General features: G+C 36.1%; 19 protein-coding genes. 2 read left to right on the top strand and 17 right to left on the bottom strand.

Features of this window, described 5'->3' with window-relative positions; translation table 11 throughout:
- Window positions 1-7: 7 nt before the first annotated feature.
- The 4 genes from JNUCC83_RS06070 to rimP are packed head-to-tail and all read right to left on the bottom strand — an operon-like array spanning window position 8 to window position 2325.
- Window positions 8-313, bottom strand: coding sequence for a L7Ae/L30e/S12e/Gadd45 family ribosomal protein (locus tag JNUCC83_RS06070; protein WP_071456580.1), 306 nt, complete (start codon window positions 311-313; stop codon window positions 8-10).
- Window positions 303-602: an RNase P modulator RnpM gene (gene rnpM, locus JNUCC83_RS06075; protein ID WP_117973025.1), complete on the bottom strand. Its 300-nt coding sequence runs from the start codon at window positions 600-602 to the stop codon at window positions 303-305. The genes JNUCC83_RS06070 and rnpM overlap by 11 nt, the downstream gene beginning before the upstream one ends.
- A 26-nt stretch (window positions 603-628) precedes the next feature.
- A complete protein-coding gene (nusA, locus tag JNUCC83_RS06080; RefSeq protein WP_454459166.1) occupies window positions 629-1831 on the bottom strand; it encodes a transcription termination factor NusA in 1203 nt (400 codons plus the stop codon).
- Window positions 1832-1851: 20 nt separating this feature from the next.
- On the bottom strand, window positions 1852-2325 hold the full coding sequence (rimP, locus tag JNUCC83_RS06085) for a ribosome maturation factor RimP (protein WP_454459167.1): 474 nt from the start codon (window positions 2323-2325) through the stop codon (window positions 1852-1854).
- A 241-nt stretch (window positions 2326-2566) separates the two neighbouring features.
- Between rimP and JNUCC83_RS06090 the strand changes: the two genes are divergently transcribed.
- Window positions 2567-3379 (top strand): metallophosphoesterase, encoded by an 813-nt coding sequence (locus JNUCC83_RS06090; RefSeq protein WP_454459168.1) that lies wholly within the window; start codon window positions 2567-2569, stop codon window positions 3377-3379.
- A gap of 41 nt (window positions 3380-3420) precedes the next feature.
- Here the strand turns inward: JNUCC83_RS06090 and JNUCC83_RS06095 are convergent, their stop codons facing one another.
- Genes JNUCC83_RS06095 through JNUCC83_RS06115 form a run of 5 tightly spaced genes read right to left on the bottom strand, consistent with a single transcriptional unit; the run spans window position 3421 to window position 7805 of the window.
- Complete coding sequence (locus JNUCC83_RS06095; RefSeq protein WP_454459169.1) at window positions 3421-3819, bottom strand: PTS sugar transporter subunit IIA; 399 nt, start codon at window positions 3817-3819, stop codon at window positions 3421-3423.
- Between the two features lie 24 nt (window positions 3820-3843).
- A complete protein-coding gene (locus JNUCC83_RS06100; RefSeq protein ID WP_454459170.1) occupies window positions 3844-4647 on the bottom strand; it encodes a PTS system mannose/fructose/sorbose family transporter subunit IID in 804 nt (267 codons plus the stop codon).
- On the bottom strand, window positions 4634-5530 hold the full coding sequence (locus tag JNUCC83_RS06105; RefSeq protein WP_454459171.1) for a PTS mannose/fructose/sorbose/N-acetylgalactosamine transporter subunit IIC: 897 nt from the start codon (window positions 5528-5530) through the stop codon (window positions 4634-4636). Before JNUCC83_RS06105 ends, JNUCC83_RS06100 begins: the two co-directional genes overlap by 14 nt.
- Before the next feature lie 13 nt (window positions 5531-5543).
- A complete protein-coding gene (locus tag JNUCC83_RS06110) occupies window positions 5544-6020 on the bottom strand; it encodes a PTS sugar transporter subunit IIB (protein ID WP_454459172.1) in 477 nt (158 codons plus the stop codon).
- The gene (locus JNUCC83_RS06115; protein WP_454459173.1) at window positions 6021-7805 is read right to left on the bottom strand and encodes a glycoside hydrolase family 35 protein; all 1785 of its coding nucleotides are present in this window, start codon (window positions 7803-7805) and stop codon (window positions 6021-6023) included.
- 227 nt (window positions 7806-8032) lie between these two features.
- On the opposite strand from JNUCC83_RS06115, the gene JNUCC83_RS06120 reads away from it, so the two are divergent.
- Window positions 8033-8761, top strand: coding sequence for a GntR family transcriptional regulator (locus JNUCC83_RS06120; RefSeq protein WP_454459174.1), 729 nt, complete (start codon window positions 8033-8035; stop codon window positions 8759-8761).
- Between the two features lie 39 nt (window positions 8762-8800).
- Here JNUCC83_RS06120 and JNUCC83_RS06125 read toward each other — a convergent pair whose 3' ends face one another.
- From JNUCC83_RS06125 to rseP, 8 genes are all read right to left on the bottom strand, one after another.
- Window positions 8801-9781 (bottom strand): LacI family DNA-binding transcriptional regulator, encoded by a 981-nt coding sequence (locus tag JNUCC83_RS06125; protein WP_454459175.1) that lies wholly within the window; start codon window positions 9779-9781, stop codon window positions 8801-8803.
- Window positions 9782-9799: 18 nt separating this feature from the next.
- Window positions 9800-11278: a UDP-glucose--hexose-1-phosphate uridylyltransferase gene (galT, locus tag JNUCC83_RS06130; RefSeq protein ID WP_454459176.1), complete on the bottom strand. Its 1479-nt coding sequence runs from the start codon at window positions 11276-11278 to the stop codon at window positions 9800-9802.
- A gap of 1 nt (window position 11279) precedes the next feature.
- Window positions 11280-12281, bottom strand: coding sequence for a UDP-glucose 4-epimerase GalE (gene galE, locus JNUCC83_RS06135; RefSeq protein WP_454459177.1), 1002 nt, complete (start codon window positions 12279-12281; stop codon window positions 11280-11282).
- Between the two features lie 13 nt (window positions 12282-12294).
- Entirely contained in the window at window positions 12295-13458 is a 1164-nt protein-coding gene (locus JNUCC83_RS06140; RefSeq protein ID WP_454459178.1) for a galactokinase, read from the bottom strand.
- A 433-nt stretch (window positions 13459-13891) separates the two neighbouring features.
- Window positions 13892-14884: a UDP-glucose 4-epimerase GalE gene (galE, locus tag JNUCC83_RS06145; RefSeq protein ID WP_454459179.1), complete on the bottom strand. Its 993-nt coding sequence runs from the start codon at window positions 14882-14884 to the stop codon at window positions 13892-13894.
- 22 nt (window positions 14885-14906) lie between these two features.
- A complete protein-coding gene (locus JNUCC83_RS06150; RefSeq protein WP_454459180.1) occupies window positions 14907-19238 on the bottom strand; it encodes a PolC-type DNA polymerase III in 4332 nt (1443 codons plus the stop codon).
- Window positions 19239-19318: 80 nt separating this feature from the next.
- Window positions 19319-21019, bottom strand: a complete 1701-nt coding sequence (locus JNUCC83_RS06155; protein WP_454459181.1) for a proline--tRNA ligase — start codon at window positions 21017-21019, stop codon at window positions 19319-19321.
- A 24-nt stretch (window positions 21020-21043) separates the two neighbouring features.
- Window positions 21044-22324 (bottom strand): RIP metalloprotease RseP, encoded by a 1281-nt coding sequence (gene rseP, locus JNUCC83_RS06160; protein ID WP_454459182.1) that lies wholly within the window; start codon window positions 22322-22324, stop codon window positions 21044-21046.
- Between the last annotated feature and the right edge of the window lie 2 nt (window positions 22325-22326).

Genomic DNA, 22326 nt, shown 5'->3' on the forward strand with positions numbered 1-22326 from the left:
ACCGTCCCTATTCTGTCATTAGTTCACACATCTTTCGAGAGAATCCTGTGTCACATACTCCGACAATCATACGATTTTTCCCAATCGCTGAACTAAGTTCTGCTGAAGTACATGGTGAAATCAGTTTTGTATGGTAACTATGACACTTATCTCTCATTTTTTTTTCGGTATTTTCACTTGCATCACTTGCTAAAATAACCAAATTTACAGTATTTTTTCTTACAGACTGTAAGGTTGTTTCTTCACCGGTTACAAGCTTACCAGCTTTCATTGCTAGACCTAAGAGGTTAAGAAATCGTTGTTTATTTTCCATTTCCGAATAACTCTCTCCTTGCTTTTTGATGTGATACATAATCTAGCAATTCTTGATAGAAGTCATCTGTCAGTGTATCGTTTAACACTCTATCTAAAATCTTTTGATCCCAACTTTTTTGGACAACATCTGGCTCCATAGATAAATAAGCTCCTCGACCAGGCATTTTTCCAGTTGGATCAATCGAAATCTCACCTTCTTTAGAACGAACGATACGAATCATTTCTTTTTTAGGTTTCATTTCATTTGATACCACGCATTTACGCATTGGAATTTTTCTTTGTTTCATCTACTTCACCTCCGAAAAAAATGGTGTTATTCTTCATCTTTTTCAACAGTCGCAACAATTTCTTCTTCGATAATGTCGTCTGTTGCTTCTTCAACTATTTCTTCAATAGCCTCTTCTAAGATGTCTTCAACTACTAATTCTTCATTTGCTTCAAGTACTTCTTCGATTAATTCTTCTTCATTTTCAGCGGCAATTTTTTCCCACTCAGATTCAGGCTTGATATCAATTTTATACCCAGTCAACTTGGCTGCAAGTCTTGCATTTTGTCCACGTTTACCAATCGCTAGTGACAATTGGAAATCTGGTACAACGACTGTACATGCACGTTGATTTGGTTCAAATATAACATCCAAAACTTGTGCAGGATTTAATGCATTTGAGATAAAGACTGCTGGGTCTTCGTTCCACTCAACGATATCCATGTTTTCGCCCTTTAATTCATTAACAATGGCTTGAACACGTTGCCCTTTAGGACCCACACATGTACCAACAGGATCGATGTCTTTATTAGCAGCAGTCACTGCAACTTTTGCTCTATCTCCTGCTTCTCTGGCAATACTAATGATTTCCACTTCACCATCATATACTTCTGGAATTTCTTGTTCAAATAAACGTTTTAATAAATCCGGATGGCTACGACTAACGTATACTTGAGGCCCTTTTGATGTATTTTCTACTTTAGATATGTAAACTTTAATGCGATCGTGTGGTTGATAAACTTCATTTGGGATTTGATCTTGTTTTGATAATACCGCTTCGATTTTTCCAAGATTGACATAGATGTAACGATTGTCTTGACGTTCCACAATCCCTTGCATAATTTCATTTTCATACGCACTAAATTCATTATAAATAATTGAACGTTCTGCTTCCCGAACACGTTGCAAAATTACTTGTTTTGCTGTTTGTGCTGCAATTCGCCCAAAATCTTTTGGTGTCACTTCAAAACGAATCATATCACCAATTTCATACGCACCATTGATTTTTAATGCTTCTTTTAAGCTGACTTCCAATTGAGAGTCCATCACTTCTTCTGTTACTTCTTTAACAGAAAAAATATGCACGTCTCCTTTTTTCTCATCAAACTCAACTTCAACATTTTGTGCTTGACCATAATGACGTTTATATGCTGACACCATTGCTGCCTCTAGTGCTTCTATTACGATACTTTTTGAAATACCTTTTTCGCGTTCAAGAGCGTCTAGCGCTCCTAACATTTCCTTATTCATGTATTTCCTTAACCTCCATTTTAAAATTGAATAGCCAATCTCGCTTTGGCAATATTTTTTCTATCAAATGTCATTTCTTTTTCTTGCGTTTTTATTTTTACTAATAGGGTTAGCGTCTCTGGGGTTACCTCTTTTAAGAAACCTTGATACTGCTTTTCTCCATCAACTGCTTGATAAAAAGAAACATTTATATACTCATCAATTGCATTGATATAATCTTCTTCTTTTTTCAACGGTCTTTCTGCCCCAGGTGAAGACACCTCTAAAAAATAGGCTTGTGGAATCGGATCTGGTTCGATCGTGTCAAGTTTTTCACCTAACGCCTCACTGACTAGTGCGCACTCATTGATGTCGATGCCTCCATCTTTATCAATAAATACTCTTAAAAACCAATTTTTTCCTTCTTTTACATATTCAATATCTACTAAGTCAAATTGATAGCTTTCCAAAATCGGATTAACTAAGTCAGTGACTATTTCGACTACATTTGCCAATATTTTCGCCTCCCTATACATTTTCGAGAAATTCATCAAAAAGAGTGAGCGTCAACACGCTCACTCTCTCCACTCATATCACACACCATTATGGTAGCATATTTTTGTTAACTATTCAATGTTACGTCACTCTTTTTGAAAATATCGTTAAGTTTTTTTTAAGTTTTTCAAATTTAATTCTTTGTTAGATATTTTTTGTTAACTTACTAGAGCAATAGTTTCGTCATGGGAGGAAAATAGAATGAGTAAAACAAAGAAAATCCTGGCTGGTTTAGTTCTCACTCTACCGATACTTTTAATTGGTGAGGGACTTCGTGAAAATAGACAACTGGATAGTGAATCGATTATTATTACAAGTCAGCATCCACATAAACAAGAGGTTAAAATTGCCCACCTTTCTGACTTACAATTCCCACGAATTCGCGTAAACCAACAACGCTTATTAGAAGAACTCATCAAACAACAACCTGATGTCGTTTTTATTACAGGTGACACAATTGATCGAACCGAAAATGTGGAAAAAACTGACTTTTTTAGCTTTTTAGAAAAAATAACCACTCATTTTCCAACGTATGTGATTAATGGCAATCACGAAGAAACAAATCCCGATTATGCTCTTTGGTTACAACGTATGAAACAAAGTCATGCTGTGTATCTAGAAAACACTCTAACTACACTGACTATAAAAGATAGAGCATTTAATTTAATTGGTTTAAGCAATCGACAAACAACGTTACCTAGTGACGAGTTGGAGAAACTGGATGCTAATCTTGATACATTGATTCTTGCACATCATCCAGAATTATTTGCAGACTATGTTACTTCTTTCAACAACCCATTAGCCGTATTTAGTGGCCATGCTCACGGAGGTCAGTGGCGTTTGCCCTTAACTGATGGTCTTTTAGCACCTGACCAAGGCTTTTTCCCAAAATTAACTAGTGGATTATATATCAAAGATAACTCCCACTTGATTGTTAGTAGAGGATTAGCAAATAGCACGTTCCCATTACGTATCAATAATTATCCGCATTTGATTTTTACTACAATAAAATAAACAAAAAGGCTTGGGCCCCCACGTGCCAAAGCCTTTTTTGTTTATTCGTCATCATCGTCCATCTCAAGCAACATTTGATTCACTGATACAATGTTTTTTACACCACTATCTAATAGATCAACTGGTTGCTCAGTCAACACACTATTAATAAAACCAATCACCATCGGCATGTTCATACCAGCATACAATGTAATGTCCTCACCTGATAAAATCATTTTAGAAATCACATTACACGGGGTTCCACCCATTAAATCTGCTAAGACGATATAATCATCCAACTCGTTTGTCGCTTCAATAAACTTCTGTTTAAAATCTTCTTGCCCTTCATTTGGCAAAAGTGGGACAGTTTTGATTAATTCTTGTGGTCCCATAATCATCTCTGTACTTTCCTTTAATGCTTCACAGAAACTTCCGTGACTAATTAATACCAAGTGAGTCATTGTGACACATCCTTTAACAAATAATTATTTTGAAATAACGCCTAACGCTGATAAAGCAATACATACAACCAATACAATGAAGATAGCTCGTGTAGATGTCATGTTTTTCTTACCTAGCATCCAATAAATTAAGCCTACGATTGCTGCTGGTAATAAACGAGGTAAAATCATGTCTAAGTTATTTTGCATATCAATAGTCAAATCACCAATCACTGGTGCCCAAGATAACTTTACATTTACCATTGTTGCAACCAAAGCTCCAACCATGAAAACTCCTAGTAGTGTTGCTGCATCAGTTAAAGCAGTTAAACGATGTTGCATAGTTGTTACTAAAGATACCCCTTCTTTATAAGAAAACTCTAGCTGTTTCCAACGAAATACCATTACCGCAATTTGAGCTGCAATCCAGATAAATATCCCTGTTGGGTTTCCGTTAATTGCCATGTTCGCTGCTAAAGCCCCAAAAATGGTTGGAATTAATGCCCCAAAGATTGAATCCCCAATCGCTGCAAACGGTCCCATTAAACCAGCTTTTAAACCTGATACTGTTTCTTTAGAATTGTAGCCTTCTTTTTCTTCAACAGCCAAATCAATTCCTGTAATCACAGTATTAAAGAAGTTAGATGTATTAAAGAATTGAGCATGTGTTTTCATCATTTCTTTTAATTCATCTGTGTCATCGCCATACATTTTTCTTAATTGAGGTAAAATAGTAAACAAGTAACCTGAACCTTGCATTCTTTCGTAGTTCCAACCTAATTGGAAGGTAAATAAGCTACGACGGTTAATCTGATTAAAATCTTCTTTTGTTAATTTATATTTCGTCATCTTCAATTTCCTCCTCAGCTGATGGATTGTCTGACTTATTATTTACTGGTGCGCTTGTTTGAGCAGCATACCCATTTTTATAATGAATGGATGCAAAAGCAAAACCGATTAAAGCCACACCTAACATTGGTAAACCGTTAAAGACTCCTTGGAAATCTTTCACAACACTAGCAACACCAGCTCCAAGTAATTGGATGTTACCAAATACTGTTGTTAGTAATGCTGTAATCACAAAACCTAAAATTAAGTAAGGGAAATGTTTTTTGACTGGTAAATAACGTAATAAAATAGCAAAACCGACCGCTGGAAGAACTGCTCCGGCAACTGATAATCCATCGCCTAACCATTTTAAGCTTCCGTTTAAAACAGCCACTACTTGTTCCACTAATCCACCACCAAATGCTAATGCTAAAAATACTGGAACCATTCTTGATAATGCCCAAGAAAATCCACCAAACAAGAAGTTTCTCTCGATTCCTTTATAATCCATATTATCAATTGCTGTATCGATACGATGAGCAAAGAATGTATTGGCAAAACGTCCCAAGATGTCCATTTGGATCATTAAACTTGCCACTGGAACCGCAATCGCTGCAATTGCTTGCTCTGGGTTCATTCCTAAAGCAACTGAGAAGGCTGTTGCCAATATTGTTCCTGAGTTGGCATCAATTTTTGAAGCGCCTCCAAAAGTTCCAACTCCTAAAACAGTTAACTGCATACTCCCACCAATTAAAAGTCCTGCTTTAACATCTCCCATCACAAGACCTGCAAACAACCCTGCAAATACTGGTGCACTTAGTGAAGAATAAATTTGTAATTCATCAAGAATCTGATACCCTGCATATAATGTTAATAATAGCACTTGCCACCATAGTATTGTCATTGATATTTCCTCCTTATTTTATCAAAATTGACATAAAGTCTTCTGCTTTATCACTTGGAACCATTTGAGCGACTAATTTTACTCCCTTCTCATTTAATTTATTAAAGTAGTTGATGTCATTATCATCTACGTTAATTGACTTAGTAATTGATTTTGTTGTATCACTTTGAGACATATTTCCGACATTGATTTCTTCAATTGGAACACCAGCTTCAACTAATTCATATAATGTCTCAGGTTTTTTAGCAACAATTAATAAACGTTGTGAATCATATTTTCCTGCTAGAATATTTGCTGCCGCTTTTTCAACAGGTAACACACTTAACTTCACACCAGATGGCGTTGCTAATTTTAGCCCACTTTTTTCAATGGCATTATCACACACCACATTATCGACAACCATAATACGAGAAATATTCAATTTTGTTGTCCATAAGTTTGCCACTTGTCCATGTATCAATCTTCCGTCAATTCGTACGCCTATAATCATTTATAATTCCTCCTCTATTGTTTTCACAATTGGTTTTTCCACTAAATTAATGTGTTCTTGGTACTGACCTTCTGTTTCAAAAACGATAAACTCATTATCACCTTCTTGTAATAGGCCACTTGGTATATAAAGTGTCATGTAAGGACCTTTACTCCAAAAACGGCCAATATTCACACCATTGACTAACACAATGCCTTTTCCAAAGCCTGTCATATCAATGTATGTATCACAAACTTCTGCTATATTAACGTTATATTGATAAAATGCTGCTTGGTTTTCCAACCACTCACCTGAAAAATCAATCCCTTCAGATGTTTCAAATGACAACGGATAATGTTCCCATTCAGTGATAAAATGTAAATCTGACATCACGCCTGTTCTAATTCCCTTACGTTGTGTGTCTGCAAATAATTTATGTCCATAATTTACTCGGCCCATGTTTTCCATCAAAATATCTAATTGATTGCTTTCCTCAACTAATGGAACAGTTATATTATCACCAATTTCTTGTTGATATTGTGTTGCCATTAAGGTTTCATTTAAATAAAAATGAAGTCTATCTCTACCATCAATGACTCGATAATATTCTTCATCTTTATCTTTTAAGACATTGGTTCGATATAGCACATAACCAGTATTTTGGTTTAACTCGTCCATTGTTAATGGATATTTTGACTGAGTTTTTGTAGCCAATGTATCGAGCGTTGAGAATAAGCTCACTTTATCTGATAATGGAACAGATTTTTTAGCCATTGATTCTTTAATCAAAGGTTTGCTTGTTTTATTATCAGGAAACATCTCTTGAATTAACTCTTGAATAAGATAATACTTTTTAGTTGGGTTTCCTTGTTCATCAAGAATGGCATCATAATCATAAGAAGTAACCTGTGGCAAATCAATCTGCCCTCGTGCTGAGCAACCATTCATGAAACCAAAGTTCGTCCCACCATGGAACATGTATAAATTGATGCTTCCAATCTCGATTGCTTCTTTTACCGCATCTCTTAATTCTTCTGGATCTCGCCTAATCACATTATCTCCCCAACGATTAAACCAGCCATCCCAAAATTCCATACACATTAATGGGAATGTCTTATTGTACTTATCAAAAAATGCTTGTAATTTATCAAAATTTTCTTTTGCTTTAGACCCAAAATTACCAGTAGGCAGAATCCCCTCTTCAATCATACTACCGGCTTCTAGTGTTGCTTGCCATGCGCCATCAGAAGTAAATAGCGGCATCACAATACCTCTATCCAACATCATCTGTTTCAAAGCACTTAGATACTCTTTATCTTCCCCATAAGAACCGTATTCGTTTTCAATTTGGAACATCAACACATTGCCATTATTAACTAATTGATGTTTAGCTAATCTAGGGAGTAATTCATCGTAATAGTCGGCTACATGTTGTAAATAGTTTGTATCACTACGCCTAATTTTCATTGCTTTGTCTTGTAACAGCCACGCCGGAAATCCGCCAAACTCCCATTCAGCACAGATATACGGTGACGGTCTAACAATCGCATATAGTCCTAAATCTTGCGCTATCGATAAAAATCGCTCAATATCTAAGATGCCATCAAACCTTACATTGCCTTTTTCTGGTTCATGCAAATTCCACGAGACATATGTTTCTACTGTGTTAAATCCTAAAGCCTTTAGATTGTACAACGAATGATACCAATCATCAGGATGCACCCTAAAGTAATGAATCGCGCCAGATAAAATTTTAAAAGGTTGACCATCTAATAAAAAATCCTCTGAAATTTCAAATGTCGACATTACCTCACCAACCTTCTTCCATAATCCAAACCTAATATACTAGGACTTGGTATACTAAGATAATATCACTTTTTTAAACCGTTTACAATGTTTTAAACTTAGGTTTTTTAGTATTTTTTTATAAAAGTTTAAAAACTTATTTTAATTTAAGAATCATTGAAATAACAATAAAAATGAAGTAGGATAACTATAAGTTAGGGTATGAAAAATAAAAAGGGGAATACCATATGATTCCAAAATATTTATATATAAAAAATGAATTACTAAATGAAATCAATACTGGAATATTTAGTCCAGGAGATCGTTTTTATAGCGAGTCAGAGCTTGCTCAAAAATATGATGTCAGCTCGATTACTGTCATACGAGCGTTGAAAGAACTTGTTTTAGATGGGTATTTATATAGTGTAAAAGGCAAAGGGCGTTTTGTTAGCCAAGGGAAAAACCAACAACTTGTTCGCTTTACCGATGTTGAAAAATACCCTGACCACAATACAGATGTCAAAGTCATCAGCATTCAGCCTATCGATGACGACACGATTCGCCAAAAACTTAGTGTGTCAGGAGACGTCACCATTTATGAATTTAAACGTGTCAGATTAAGTGATGGGGAGCCTTTCTTTTTACAGTACTCATATATACCAGAAACCTATGTAAAAAAAGAAGATTTAAAGCACCCTGAAAGATTTCAATCCATCTATAAAAAAATGGAGATAGATTATAATTTTCACTTATCCACCTCTCCATCAATTGAGTACTATCAGATTCTTTTTCCAACACCACCACATGTTGCCTCATTACTAAATATGAATGAAAATGAACCGACCAGTTTTGCTCAGCGAACAACTTTTTTGGATAATGGCGCTATTGTTGAGTACATCGAAAGCTATAAACGTTGGGATTATTATTGTAGTAAAGTTGAGAGCACTCATAGCGTGTCTCCTCCAATCACAGAATAAAAAAACAGATGCTTTTTACCGGGCACCTGTTTTTTTATCTTAATGTGTTTGTCTTTTGATTAATTGAGTTGATACGTCAATTGTTACAGGCGTATCAATACCAGTATCTAATAGCGTTAATAAATGACTCACCGCTAAATTTCCCATGACTTCCGTTGGGACATGTACCGTTGTTAAACTTGGTGTCAAATACTTAGCCACACTAATATCATTAAATGAAATCAATGCTATGTCTTTTGGTACGGACATATTTTTTTCATGCAATGCTTTTAACGCCCCCACCGCAATCGCATCACTTTCTGCAAAAAAGACATCAACAAATTCTTCTGGAGTGGTTGTTTCAATGTAGGTTAACATGCTGTTATATCCTGATTCTACACTAAAAGACATTTCCAATACACAGTCTAAAGAGGCGTTTTCTCCTAAAAAATGCGACAACTTATTTAAACGATCATCAGCAATTAATTGACGACACGTTTTCGTGTATTCTAGTCCTTGTAACACTCCTACAGAACGATAGCGTTGTTCTTCAATCAATTCTGCGACAGATTGCATGGCTTTCTCCATATCAACAATAACAGATGAAAACCCATCAGCTGACGCATCATAATCAATAAAGACGATAGTTTCAGAAGATGCAGACATTTTTTTTATTTCACTCTTGTCAAACTTTCCAAGTGCCAATATGCCATCCAAGTCTATATCTGTTAAACTATCCAACTCACATTTTATTAATTCAATCGATAATTCTTCGGCTCGTTTTTCAATCCCTAATCGAATCGCCAAATAATAAATATCCTCTAACTCTTCACTAGGTTGGTACCACTGAATCAACCCAATCTTTTTTTGTTGCTTGGGCTTATTTTTATGATGTTTGGTGTAATTTAATTCCTCTGCTACTTCAAATATCCGTCGCTTTGTTTCTTCGTTAATGGATAATGTTGTATCATGATTTAATACGCGAGAGACTGCTGCCGGTGACACACCTGCTTTTGTCGCAATATCTTTTATAGTCGCCACCTTGTTTCTCCCCCTTTTTTATAACGTTGACATAAATCGTCTAAATCCTTGTTGTCCAAGCTCGTCTCGTTTATAGACACCAGCGTCTTCTAACACATGAAGAAACACTTCTCCAATCCCCTCTTGCAATCGTTCATCCACATTTTCTTTAGTAATTGCCTGTGTTTCTTTTATTTTTTTTGCCCAATCAGCATGGTAGTCTGCCATATTATGCTCTTGATTTAGTAAAAATCGTTTCACATCTTCCATCTCTTCTTTTAATCTTGGCGGTAAAATAGCTAGTCCCATAACCTCTATCAACCCAATATTTTCTTTTTTAATATGATGGTATTCAGGATGCGGATGGAAGATACCATCTGGATAGCGCTCAGATACATTATTATCACGTAAGACTAAATCCATTTCATATTGGTCATCTGCTATACGAGCAATTGGTGTCACGGTGTGATGTGGTGTCCCATCGTCGCTATATGCAACGATTTCAAGAGATGGGTCTGAATAATCTCGCCATTTAGTTAAAATATAATCAGCCGCCTCTACAATAGCTTTTTTATCAGAACTTCTCAATCTTATCACAGACATCGGCCACTTGACGATACCCACTGAGACATTTTTAAATGACTCTAAATCATAAGTTTCTTCAATTGGTGAGGATTCAATCGGAAAGTCACATCGACCACCTTGATAATGATCATGTGACAAAATCGATCCTCCAACGATTGGTAAATCTGCATTCGATCCCACAAAATAATGTGGAAAGACATCTAACACACTGACTAACCTTGTAAATGTTTCTTTATTGATAGACATTGGTCGATGAACAGCTGAAAAGAAAATACTGTGTTCATTATAATAAGCATACGGTGAATATTGAAAGGCCCAAGGTTCATCACATAACGAAAAACGTATCACTCGATGATTAAAACGATTTGGGTACCCAATACGACCAGCAAACCCTTCGTTTTCAAGACACAACATACACTTAGGATAATTAGAATTTGACACGATGGCTGCTTTTTTAATTTCTTTAGGATCTTTTTCAGGTTTTGATAAGTTAATCGTAATATTCAATGTGCCATAGTCACTCTCATAAGGAAACTCGATGTTTTTTGCAATCGCTTGTGTTTTTATGTAGTCATTTTCCTTACTAAGTTTAAAAAAATTATCCGTCGCTTTTTTCGGTGACTCTTCGTACTCTTTATTAAATCGATCATTCACTTCTTTAGGTGTTGGTGTCACGATATCCATCAGTTCACCAATTAACACATCTTTTTCATGCAGTGACTCATTAATTTCCCCTGTTTCTATTGCTATCTCTACTAATTTTGTCACAAGTTCAACTGGTAGCCAGCCACCTATTTCTGATTCTTTTTGATAGTCATCTAATCCCAGTAAAAATAATACTTTATTCGTTAGATAAACACGATCCATTTCATCCCATAGCCCCGTAGAAATAGCATATGAAACAAACGTTGTTACCCATTTATTTGTCATCATCTTAGTCTCCTTTTTCTTCGTAACCATAAGGATGTGTTTGATGCCAGTTCCATGCCGTTGAAATTATGGTTTCTACATCAGTATACTCTGGATGCCATCCTAATATGTTTTTTGCTTTGTCATTTAAAGCCACTAATATCGCAGGGTCACCTGCACGTCTTGGTGATAGCTCAAAAGGTATCTCTTGTTTAGTCACACGTTTGGCTTCGTCTAATAATTCTTTCACAGAAAAGCCATGACTACTGCCTAAGTTGATAATTTGACTGTCATGATGACTATCCAAATAATCCAGTGCCAAGATATGAGCATTCACCAAATCTAACACATGAACATAATCTCTAATACATGTGCCATCAGGTGTTGGGTAATCATTACCAAAAATTTGTAATTTTTCTCGTTGGTGAAGTGCTACTTGCAAAATAATCGGCAACAAATGGGTTTCTGGATTATGCGCTTCACCGATAGAAGCATCAGGCATCGCACCAGCTACATTGAAATAGCGTAATGACACATATTTCATGCCATAAGCATTGTCACACCATCTCATCATTTTTTCCATCATGAGTTTGCTTTCACCATATGGATTTTTAGGATTAGTTGGTGTCAATTCACTAATTGGTGTTTCCTCTGGTTCGCCATAAGTTGCCGCTGTTGAAGAAAAGACGATCTCGTTTACATGGCACTCATTCATCACTTCTAGTAATACTTGCATGCCATAGACATTATTATTAAAATATTTCAAAGGATTTTCGACAGATTCACCTACAAGAGAACTTGCTGCAAAATGAACCACTTGCTCAATTTTTTCCTTTTTAAAGACGTCACTTAAAAACGCTTTATCGCGAATATCGCCTTCGTAAAATGTCGCATTTGGATGGATAGCTTCTTTATGTCCTGTCAATAAATTATCAACAACGACAACCTCGCGACCACTTTTAATTAACTGAGCCACTGCATGAGAGCCAATATACCCTGCACCACCTAAAACTAGAACTTTCTTCATAAGAACTCTCCTTTTATGATAATTTTCGTGTGCCATCACCAATTGATGCTTCATAGAAATCAGCGGCATACCCTATTTTTTCTTCATACTCTTTACCGACAGATTGTTTAAACTCAGCAACATTGTCTTTATTGACTAACGCAATCGCGCACCCACCAAATCCAGCTCCTGTCATTCTTGCTCCTAAGACACCTGGTTGTTTTTGAGCAGCAGCAACTAATGTATCCAACTCAATTCCTGTTACATCATAATCTTCTTTCAGTGACTTGTGGGAAGCATTAAGTAACTGACCAAATGTTTCTAAATCGCCATCTGTTAAAGCTTTTTTAGCTTCAAGTGTGCGTTCATTTTCTGTAATAGCATGTTTTGCGCGTTTTCTATCGACTTCATTATCTATGTATTGGCTATATTGATTAAACTCTGCCACACTCAAGTCACACAATGACGTGATATCTACATGTTGTTGCAATTGTTTTAGGGCATCTTCACACTCTCCACGACGTTCATTGTATTTAGAATCAGCTAACTCGCGACGTTTATTCGTATTCATAATCATAATGACATACTTTCCAAACACAGCTGGCACAAGTTCGTATTCTAGTGTAGTTGTATTTAATAAAATCGCGTGGTTTTCTTCACCCATCCCTATAGCAAACTGGTCCATAATTCCAGAGTTTACTCCGATGTAATTGTTCTCCACTTTTTGTCCAAGTTTCACCAAATCCAATCTTGGAATATTTAAGCCGCACTCATCTGAAATAATTAATCCTGTTAATAATTCTATGGAAGCAGATGATGATAGACCTGCCCCATTAGGGATAGTTCCGTAAAATAACATATCAAATCCGTGAGTGATGTCATAGCCTGATTGTTTTAGTAAATAAATTACCCCCTTAGGATAATTTGTCCAATCATCTTTCTCATTGTACTCTAGCTCTGATAATTTGATGTCTTTGATACCAACATCTGGAAAATTCATCGAATAAAAACGAATCACATCATCTTCACGTTGTCTGACTAATCCATATGTTCCAATTGTAATTGCTGCAGGAAAGACATTTCCACCATTATAATCCGTGTGTTCACCAATTAAATTAATACGTCCTGGAGAAAAATATTCTGTGTCATTTTTTTCTTCAAATACCTCTAAAAAAGTTTGTCTTAAATTCGTTAACATCGTTTCAGCCTCCTAGTAAATATTTACTAAATTTATTATATACTTTACTGAATGCGGTTGCAATGGATAACAAAATACTTTTAAATTTATTTTTTTTAAATGGTAATAATACATCTAATAGTTTATTATCACCTACATTTTTTCTTATCTCACTAAACATTTATTTAATTTGTCTTCTCTCATAGACAAAGTAAAACAAGAAGTTCGTCCTAAGAAATTATTATTCTTTATGGCATAAAAATTCAACCAAATACAAAAATAGACATCCATATTATAAATAATTTTGCTCTTCTTAAAATCATGAAATTTATCTTACTTTCTACTAATTTTTTCAAATGAACAACGTGATTATAAAAATAACCAATCTTTATTTAATCCATAGAAAAAAGCCAAGAACGAAAACCGTTCTTGACTTAATCTTATTGACTATTTATTATTTTTCATAGCCATGTGGGTGGCTTTGATGCCACTTCCACGCACTAGATATGATTGTTTCGACATCTGTGTATTGTGGGTCCCATCCTAACACTCTTTTTGCTTTGTCGTTTGAAGCAACGAGCATTGATGGATCCCCTGCACGCCTTGGGGCAATCTCAGATGGTATGTCTTTACCTGTCACTTTAATGGCTTCATTTAACAACTCTTTCACTGAAAATCCATTGCTACTGCCAAGATTAATAATTTGGCTGTCATCATGTTCCGATAAATAATTTAATGCCAAGATATGCGCATCCACTAAATCAACCACATGCACATAATCACGAATACATGTGCCATCTGGTGTTGGGTAGTCATCACCAAAAATCATTAATTTTTCACGTTGATTTAGCGCAACTTGTAAAATGATTGGCAATAAATGCGTTTCAGGTGTGTGGTCTTCACCAATTGAGGCATCAAGCATGGCACCTGCCACATTAAAGTAACGTAGCGACACATATTTTATCCCATAGGCGTTATCACACCATTTCATCATTTTTTCCATCATGAGTTTGCTTTCACCATATGGATTGGTAGGATTTGTTGGCGTTTCTTCAGTAATCGGTGTCATATCTGGTTCACCGTATGTCGCTGCTGTTGATGAAAAGACGATTTCTTTTACACCAAATTCATTCATCACTTCAAGTAACGTTTGCATGCCATAAACATTGTTATTAAAATATTTTAATGGATTTTCTACAGACTCACCAACTAGTGAACTGGCCGCAAAATGTACGACTTGATTGATAGGCTCTTTGTTAAACACTTGTGTTAAAAAAGCTTTGTCACGAATATCTCCCTCGTAAAATGTCGCACGGGTGTCCACGGCTGCTTTGTGCCCCGTTAATAAATTATCTACGACCACTACATCTTTTCCACTATCTAATAAACGTTTTACTGCATGAGAGCCAATATATCCTGCTCCTCCAAGCACTAGCACTTTTGCCATTTGTCTTCCTCCTAAGTTTTCCTTATAACATATCAAATAACGACAATTGATTTTCATCTGGCAAATCTTTCAATACACCATTATCTGTCATATATTCAATCAATGTTTTTGACACTTTTCCACGATTAGATAAATCTTCTTTTGATAGAAATTCTTGTTCTTCACGAGCTGCTACAATTTGTTTAGCCACGTTCAATCCTAAACTTGGCACAGAACGAAACGGAGCAATCAACGTATCCCCGTCAATAACAAAATTTTCAGCATCTGATTTATACAAATCAATCATATCAAATTTAAAGCCACGTTCTAGCATTTCGTTTGCAATTTCAAGAACGGTTAACAAGTTTTTTTCTTTGGTTGATGCGTCCATTCCTTTGTCCGTAATTTCTTTCATTCGCGCTTTAACGGCTTCTTTACCTTGTGACATGGCTACAATATCAAAGTCGTTGGCACGCACTGAAAAATAAGCAGCATAGTAAAGGATTGGATGATGCACTTTAAAGTAAGCCACACGCAATGCCATCAACACATACGCTGCAGCATGGGCTTTAGGGAACATATACTTGATTTTCAAACAAGATTCAATGTACCACTCTGGCACATTGTTTGCTCGCATCTCTGCTTGCCATTCATCTGGTATCCCTTTACCTTTACGCACACTTTCCATGATTTTAAACGCTAAACCATCTTCTAAGCCAGCATGCATTAAATACACCATGATATCATCACGACACCCAATGACATCGGCCAGTGTGGTGGTTCCCTGACGAATCAATTCTTCTGCGTTACCTAACCAAACATCCGTCCCATGTGATAGTCCAGAAATTTGTAGCAACTCAGCAAAGGTGGTTGGTTTTGTTTGTTCTAACATGCCACGGACAAATTTTGTTCCAAACTCTGGAATACCAAGTGTCCCTGTTTTTGAATAAATTTGCTCTGGTGTTACCCCTAAAACTTCGGGACCAGAAAATATTTTCATGACTTCTGGATCATCTGCTGGAATTGTTTTAGGATCAATTCCTGATAAATCCTGTAACATACGAATCACTGTCGGATCATCATGACCAAGGATATCTAGTTTTAACACATTGTCATGAATCGAGTGAAAGTCAAAGTGAGTCGTGCGCCACTCAGAATCTTGATCATCAGCTGGGTATTGAATTGGGGTAAAGTCATACACATCCATATAATCAGGAATAACAATAATCCCACCCGGATGTTGTCCAGTGGTTCGTTTGACGCCTGTCGATCCTTTTGCCAATCGATCAATCTCTGCCCCACGGAAACTCAAATCATTGTCTCGCTCATACCCTTTAACAAAGCCATATGCTGTTTTATCAGCTACTGTACCAATCGTTCCAGCACGAAAGACATAATCTTCTCCAAACAACACTTTCGTGTAATTATGAGCCTCTGGTTGATACGTTCCAGAGAAGTTCAAATCAATATCGGGTACTTTATCCCCATGGAAGCCTAGAAAGGTCTCAAACGGAATATCATGTCCATCTTTTGACAGAGTAGCCCCACATTTTGGGCAGTCTTTTTCTGGCAAGTCAAATCCTGACCCATAACTACCATCTTCAAAGAACTCTGAGTATTGACACTCAGGGCATAAATAATGAGGTGGCAATGGATTAACTTCTGTTATCCCTGTCATCGTTGCGACAAAGCTTGAACCAACAGACCCACGTGACCCAACAAGATAGCCATCTTGTAAACTCTTATGCACCAATTTTTGTGAGATTAAATAAATAACTGAGAACCCATTTCCGTTAATACTTTTTAACTCTTTTTCAATACGTTTTTCTACAATCTCAGGCAAATTTTCACCATAAAGTCGATGAGCTTCATCGTAGCTTAATTTTGTGATTTCTTCTTCTGAGCCTTCGATTTTTGGTGTATACAAATCTTGCTTTACAGGAACCACATCTTCACACATATCCATAATTTTTCGCGTGTTATCAACCACAATTTCTTTGGCTTTTGCTTCACCTAAAAAGCTAAATGAATCAAGCATTTCATTTGTTGTCAAAAAGTGAACGTCTGGTAATTCGTAGCGATTTAGAGGATTTGCTCCCCCCATCGAGTTAACTAAAATCTTACGGTAAATAGCATCTTCCTTATTTAAGTAGTGAACATTTCCTGTTGCTACAACTACTTTGCCTAAATCGTCCCCGATAGAGACCAAATTAGTCATGATATCTTCTAAGTCAGCGTCATTTTTTACTAATTCTGCTTCAATCAACGGAGCGTAGACATGTTTTGGCATGACTTCAATATAGTCATAGAACTTCGCACGTTTTTTGGCTTCATCGACACCTTTTTGCATCATCGCTTCAAAAATTTCACCATTGCTACAAGCTGAGCCAACTAACAGCCCTTCACGCAATTCAGACAGCTTCGAGCGTGGAATTCGTGGCACACGGTAAAAATAATTCACATTGGACATAGAGATTAACTTAAATAAATTTTTTAAGCCTGCCTGTGTTTGTGCGAGTATTGTCGCATGAAATGGACGTGCTCGTTTGTAGGCGTCTCCCTCACCGATATGCTGATTAAACTCATCATGAAAATGCACCCCAAATTCTTCTTGTGCTTTTTTAACAAAAATCCAACACAAATGCCCTGTTGCTTCCGAGTCATAAATTGCACGGTGATGTTGTTCTAAGTTAATATTGTATTTTTTAGATAAACGATTTAAACGATGAGATTTTAATTCTGGATGCAACAATCTTGATAATTCCAAAGTATCAATGACAGGGTTTGGTGCTTCTGGCATATCATATTTTTCATAACTCGTGTTTAAGAATCCCATATCAAAACTAGCATTATGAGCGACTAAAATACTATCTCGGCAAAATTCTTCAAACAAGGTCAAGACTGCTTTTTCTGATTTAGAGCCTTTCACCATATCATCTGTAATACCTGTTAGGTGAATGGTCGTCTGCGACAATGGATGCCCTGGATCAATAAATTGCTCAAATGTGTCAATAATGTTTCCCTTGTGCATCTTTACAGCGGCTAACTCAATAATCGTATCATAAACAGCCGAAAGACCAGTTGTCTCCACGTCAAATACCACATAAGTTGCATCCGTCAAACTAATATGCTTTGGATTATAGGCGATTGGAACCCCATCATCAACGATATTGGCTTCTACACCAAATAAGACTTTTACCCCATTTTTTTGGCCGGCAAAATAAGCTTCTGGGTAAGCCTGTGCACCACTATGGTCAGTAATCGCAATACCTGGCATCCCCCATTTTCCAGCTTGAGCGACTAAGTCTGCAGCACTATTTGTCGCATCCATCGTACTCATATTAGTATGGACATGAAGTTCCACCCGTTTTTCGTCTTCTGGTGCAGTATCTTTTCTTAACTCTTTTTTGACCTCAACTAAGTCCTGACAGTTCATCACCAAATCACGCATAAAAGTATCTTCTTGGATACTCCCACGCGCTCTTAACCAACTACCTGTTTTTATCGCCTCAAAAATCGCGACATCTTTTTCGTTATTAGAAAATTTCTTTACAGCAAAAGAAGAAGAATAATCTGTCATCTTGACAATTAATAGCTTTCTTCCCGAACGTAATTCACGAATCTCTTTATCAAAAACAAAGCCCTCGATGGTGACACGACGTTCTTCTTCAGTGATATCTTCCATACGGGTAATCATTTCATCACTTGGAATAGTTCTTCCCAGTTGAATAGGACCCTCATGTTCAATCGTTTCCTGTTTTTTCTTTTGTTGCTGATTTTTTTCTATAGCAGCTGCCGTTTGTTTCATTAACTCTTCGGCTTGTTCTTGTTGACGTTGTTCAAACGCTTTTTGAATATCAGATTCTTTTGTGTCATCGATTCGAACAACAAATTTAAAGTCTGGAAATCCATAACATTTATATAGGTCACTAAGATAACCTAAATGTTTTTGACTTAAATATTTTTCTACCCCATCATTTTCAACCAATAAAATAATTTGTTGGTCCTCAACAAATGGTGGCGTCTGTAACAATGAGTTTTTGACGACATTTGTCATCTCTTCATTGTCTTTTAACACTTGATACCAATAATCTGCCAATAAATCATTTGTTATTTCTTTATTTTGGCTAGTGACTTTTAATGATGTCTTTGCAATATCTTTAAATGCTGTCTCTAAGTGAGTCATAAGCAGCTGATAATGACTCATTGGTAAGATATGATGAAACCCTAAATTAAACTCCCATAGTCGACTTTTTTTATGTACAGTGACTTTTTTTACTTCACCTGTTTCTAAAAGAGGATAGTTGGATAATTGGTCATCTAAAGCAATTTGTTTTACTAACTGAGCGTATAATTCTGTTGGTGACAGACTCATGTTCATCCCCTACTTTCCTTTTTACATTATACATGAAAAAGGTCCTTAGTAAATAAAGACTAAGAACCTTAAAGGCTTTGTTACTTATTCAAAATATTTAGTGTGGCATATAATTCATCACGTCGAATTTCTAATTCATCTTGTGTTTTCTTAATTTTCACTTCGATGATTTCTTCTTCTGCTTTTTTACCTACAGTGATTCTAAATGGTGCACCCACTAAATCAGCATCTTTAAATTTCACACCTGGACGTTCTTTTCTATCGTCTAACAACACATCTAGCCCATAGGCTTCTAATTCTTTTTCAATGTCTAAAGCCAATTGCCATTGATGCTCGTCTTTTGGATTGATTGGAATAATATGAACATCAAATGGTGCAATCTCTGCTGGCCAATTAATGCCATCCCCATCAGACATTTGCTCAGTAATAGCAGATAACAAACGACTCACACCAATACCATAACATCCCATTTGAACAGGAATAGCTTTTCCATTTTCATCTAAGACTTCAGCTTTCATTTTTTCAGAATAAAACGTGCCAAGTTTAAAGATATGACCTAATTCAATACCACGAGTAAATTGTAATTTTCCAAGACCATCAGGAGAAATTTCTCCTTCTTTAACTAATCTTAAATCAACGTATTCAACTGGTTCAAAATCACGACCTGGATTCACATTAATAATATGATAGCCTGTTTCGTTTGCGCCCACTGCTGTATTAGATAAATCTTGAACATATAAATCAGCTAGCAATTTAACCGTATCTGGCAAACCAACCGGACCTAGTGAACCAAACTCAGCACCCAATACTTCTTTAACATCCTCATCAGTTGCTGGCTCTAAATTAATCGCATCTAAATAATTTTTTAACTTCACATCATTTAACTCATGGTCCCCACGTAATAAAATCATCACTGGTTTACCATCAGCCATATATAATAATGACTTCACTGTTTTTTCTTCTGGCACAGATAAAAATTCAGATAATTCACTAATTGTTCCTACGCCTGGCGTTTCGATTTTTTCTAATTCAAGTGGTGTCTCATGTGATTTTTTAGAGGCATAATAACTTGTTGCCATCTCTAAGTTAGCTGCATAGTCACTTTCGTTAGAGTAAACAATCGTGTCTTCACCAATCTCAGCAATTGCCATAAACTCTTTAGAGTCGTTACTTCCCATCGCGCCACCGTCACCAATAATAATACGATAGTTTAACCCACAACGGTCAAATATTTTTTTATAAGCTTCTTCAAAATCATTAAATCCTTCATCTAAACTTTCTGTTGATGCATGGAAAGAATAGGCATCTTTCATGATAAACTCACGACCACGTAATAACCCAAAGCGAGGACGTTTTTCACCACGGTATTTAGATTGGATTTGATATAGATATAATGGTAATTTTTTATATGAATTCACATCTTTACGAATCAAGTCTGTAAATGTTTCTTCATGTGTTGGTCCTAAAAGATATTCTTTGTCGCCATCAGCTGTGAATGTCATTAAAGCATCGCCATATGTTTCATAACGGCCACTTTCACGCCATAAATCAGCTGGTATAACAGCTGGTAATAACATTTCATTGGCATTGATTTTTGCAAATTCTTCGCGCATAATTTTTTCAATTTTTTGTATTACTTTATATGCAAGGGGTAAATAAATATAGTAGCCACTTGATACTTGTCTGATATATCCTCCGCGAAGTAATACTTTATGACTCATTGCTTCAGCTTCACTTGGTACTTCTCGTAAAGTTGGCATAAAAAATTTTGATTGTTTCATTCTGATAAACTCCTCTAAAATATATTATTGAATAAAGAATCGTTGGATGTCATTCCATGTTACAGCAACCATTAATACGACTAAAATAACAACCCCTGCCATTGTAATCATCACTTCTTTTTCTTGACTCAATGGTTTGCCTCGAACACCTTCATATAAATTAAGCATTAATTTTCCACCATCTAATCCTGGCAAAGGAATGAGATTCATGATACCTAAGTTGACTGATAACATCGCTGTAAATGATAAAATAGCGATCATTCCACTATTGGATACAGACTCAGACAATTTAAAAATCATGACTGGCCCACCTAGTTTATTAATACTAAATCCAGTGATCAAATCACCCAAGGCTTTAAAAATAGTCAATGAATTTGCTGCCATTTGTGTGATACCGTATTTTATTTTACCAATAAATGACAATGGCGTAAACTTGCTGCTCATCTGAATCCCAATCATTCCTGCTTTAGGATTTTGTTCATTTTTTTCTGGTACGACATCAATCGTACGTTTTTCACCTGTATCATTTTCTAATACTAAAGACACGTTTTTATTTAAGTTTGATGAAATTTCACTTTGTATGTCTGTAAAGTTTGGTGTTTCTTTACTGTTAACTTGTACAATTCTATCTCCTGGTTTTATCCCAGCCTTATCTGCGACACTATCTTTCACGACTCCTCCAATAGCATTAGAAGGGTCTTCTGTGTATTTACCACCTTGCATAAAGGCTACAAGAATAAATAAGACAGCAGCTAAAATAAAGTTATTCATCGGTCCAGCAAAGTTTGTCATCACACGACGACCTAATGACGCTGATTGAAATTGCACATCACGTGGGGCAATTTGTGTTTCAATGCCATCTTCTTCAATAATAGTTGCATCATGAGACACTGGGAACACTTTTTCTTCAGATTCGTCCCCATTCTCATAACCTTTTATAAATAACTCATCTTCCAAGTCATAGGCAATTAATTCAACAGGCACGCTATTTGGTAATTGAACTTTTTGCGTTGGATTGATTTTTGTTACCACACCATTTTCATCCAACACTAGAGATAGATGCATCCCTGGTGACAATTCTCCCTCATCTTCACCCTCGCCAGCCATGCGGACATATCCTCCAATAGGCAATAAGCGTATAGTGTACGTTGTGCCATTATGGCGATGATAAAATAATTTTGGGCCCATTCCAATAGAAAACTCTCGGACTAATATGCCTCCGCGTTTTGCAAAAATAAAATGCCCAAACTCATGAACTAACACGATTAAACCAAAAACAAAAATAAATGTTAAAAATGTTTTCATCA

Source organism: Vagococcus sp. JNUCC 83 (genome assembly GCF_053667615.1).

Bases quoted from the DNA above. Each gene is read 5' to 3' on its own strand.
- JNUCC83_RS06070 (WP_071456580.1), bottom strand. From the start codon at position 313: ATGGAAAATAAACAACGATTTCTTAACCTCTTAGGTCTAGCAATGAAA.
- rnpM (WP_117973025.1), bottom strand. From the start codon at position 602: ATGAAACAAAGAAAAATTCCAATGCGTAAATGCGTGGTATCAAATGAA.
- nusA (WP_454459166.1), bottom strand. From the start codon at position 1,831: ATGAATAAGGAAATGTTAGGAGCGCTAGACGCTCTTGAACGCGAAAAA.
- JNUCC83_RS06090 (WP_454459168.1), top strand. From the start codon at position 2,567: ATGAGTAAAACAAAGAAAATCCTGGCTGGTTTAGTTCTCACTCTACCG.
- JNUCC83_RS06095 (WP_454459169.1), bottom strand. From the start codon at position 3,819: ATGACTCACTTGGTATTAATTAGTCACGGAAGTTTCTGTGAAGCATTA.
- JNUCC83_RS06100 (WP_454459170.1), bottom strand. From the start codon at position 4,647: ATGACGAAATATAAATTAACAAAAGAAGATTTTAATCAGATTAACCGT.
- JNUCC83_RS06105 (WP_454459171.1), bottom strand. From the start codon at position 5,530: ATGACAATACTATGGTGGCAAGTGCTATTATTAACATTATATGCAGGG.
- JNUCC83_RS06110 (WP_454459172.1), bottom strand. From the start codon at position 6,020: ATGATTATAGGCGTACGAATTGACGGAAGATTGATACATGGACAAGTG.
- JNUCC83_RS06115 (WP_454459173.1), bottom strand. From the start codon at position 7,805: ATGTCGACATTTGAAATTTCAGAGGATTTTTTATTAGATGGTCAACCT.
- JNUCC83_RS06120 (WP_454459174.1), top strand. From the start codon at position 8,033: ATGATTCCAAAATATTTATATATAAAAAATGAATTACTAAATGAAATC.
- galT (WP_454459176.1), bottom strand. From the start codon at position 11,278: ATGATGACAAATAAATGGGTAACAACGTTTGTTTCATATGCTATTTCT.
- galE (WP_454459177.1), bottom strand. From the start codon at position 12,281: ATGAAGAAAGTTCTAGTTTTAGGTGGTGCAGGGTATATTGGCTCTCAT.
- JNUCC83_RS06140 (WP_454459178.1), bottom strand. From the start codon at position 13,458: ATGTTAACGAATTTAAGACAAACTTTTTTAGAGGTATTTGAAGAAAAA.
- galE (WP_454459179.1), bottom strand. From the start codon at position 14,884: ATGGCAAAAGTGCTAGTGCTTGGAGGAGCAGGATATATTGGCTCTCAT.
- JNUCC83_RS06150 (WP_454459180.1), bottom strand. From the start codon at position 19,238: ATGAGTCTGTCACCAACAGAATTATACGCTCAGTTAGTAAAACAAATT.
- JNUCC83_RS06155 (WP_454459181.1), bottom strand. From the start codon at position 21,019: ATGAAACAATCAAAATTTTTTATGCCAACTTTACGAGAAGTACCAAGT.
- rseP (WP_454459182.1), bottom strand. From the start codon at position 22,324: ATGAAAACATTTTTAACATTTATTTTTGTTTTTGGTTTAATCGTGTTA.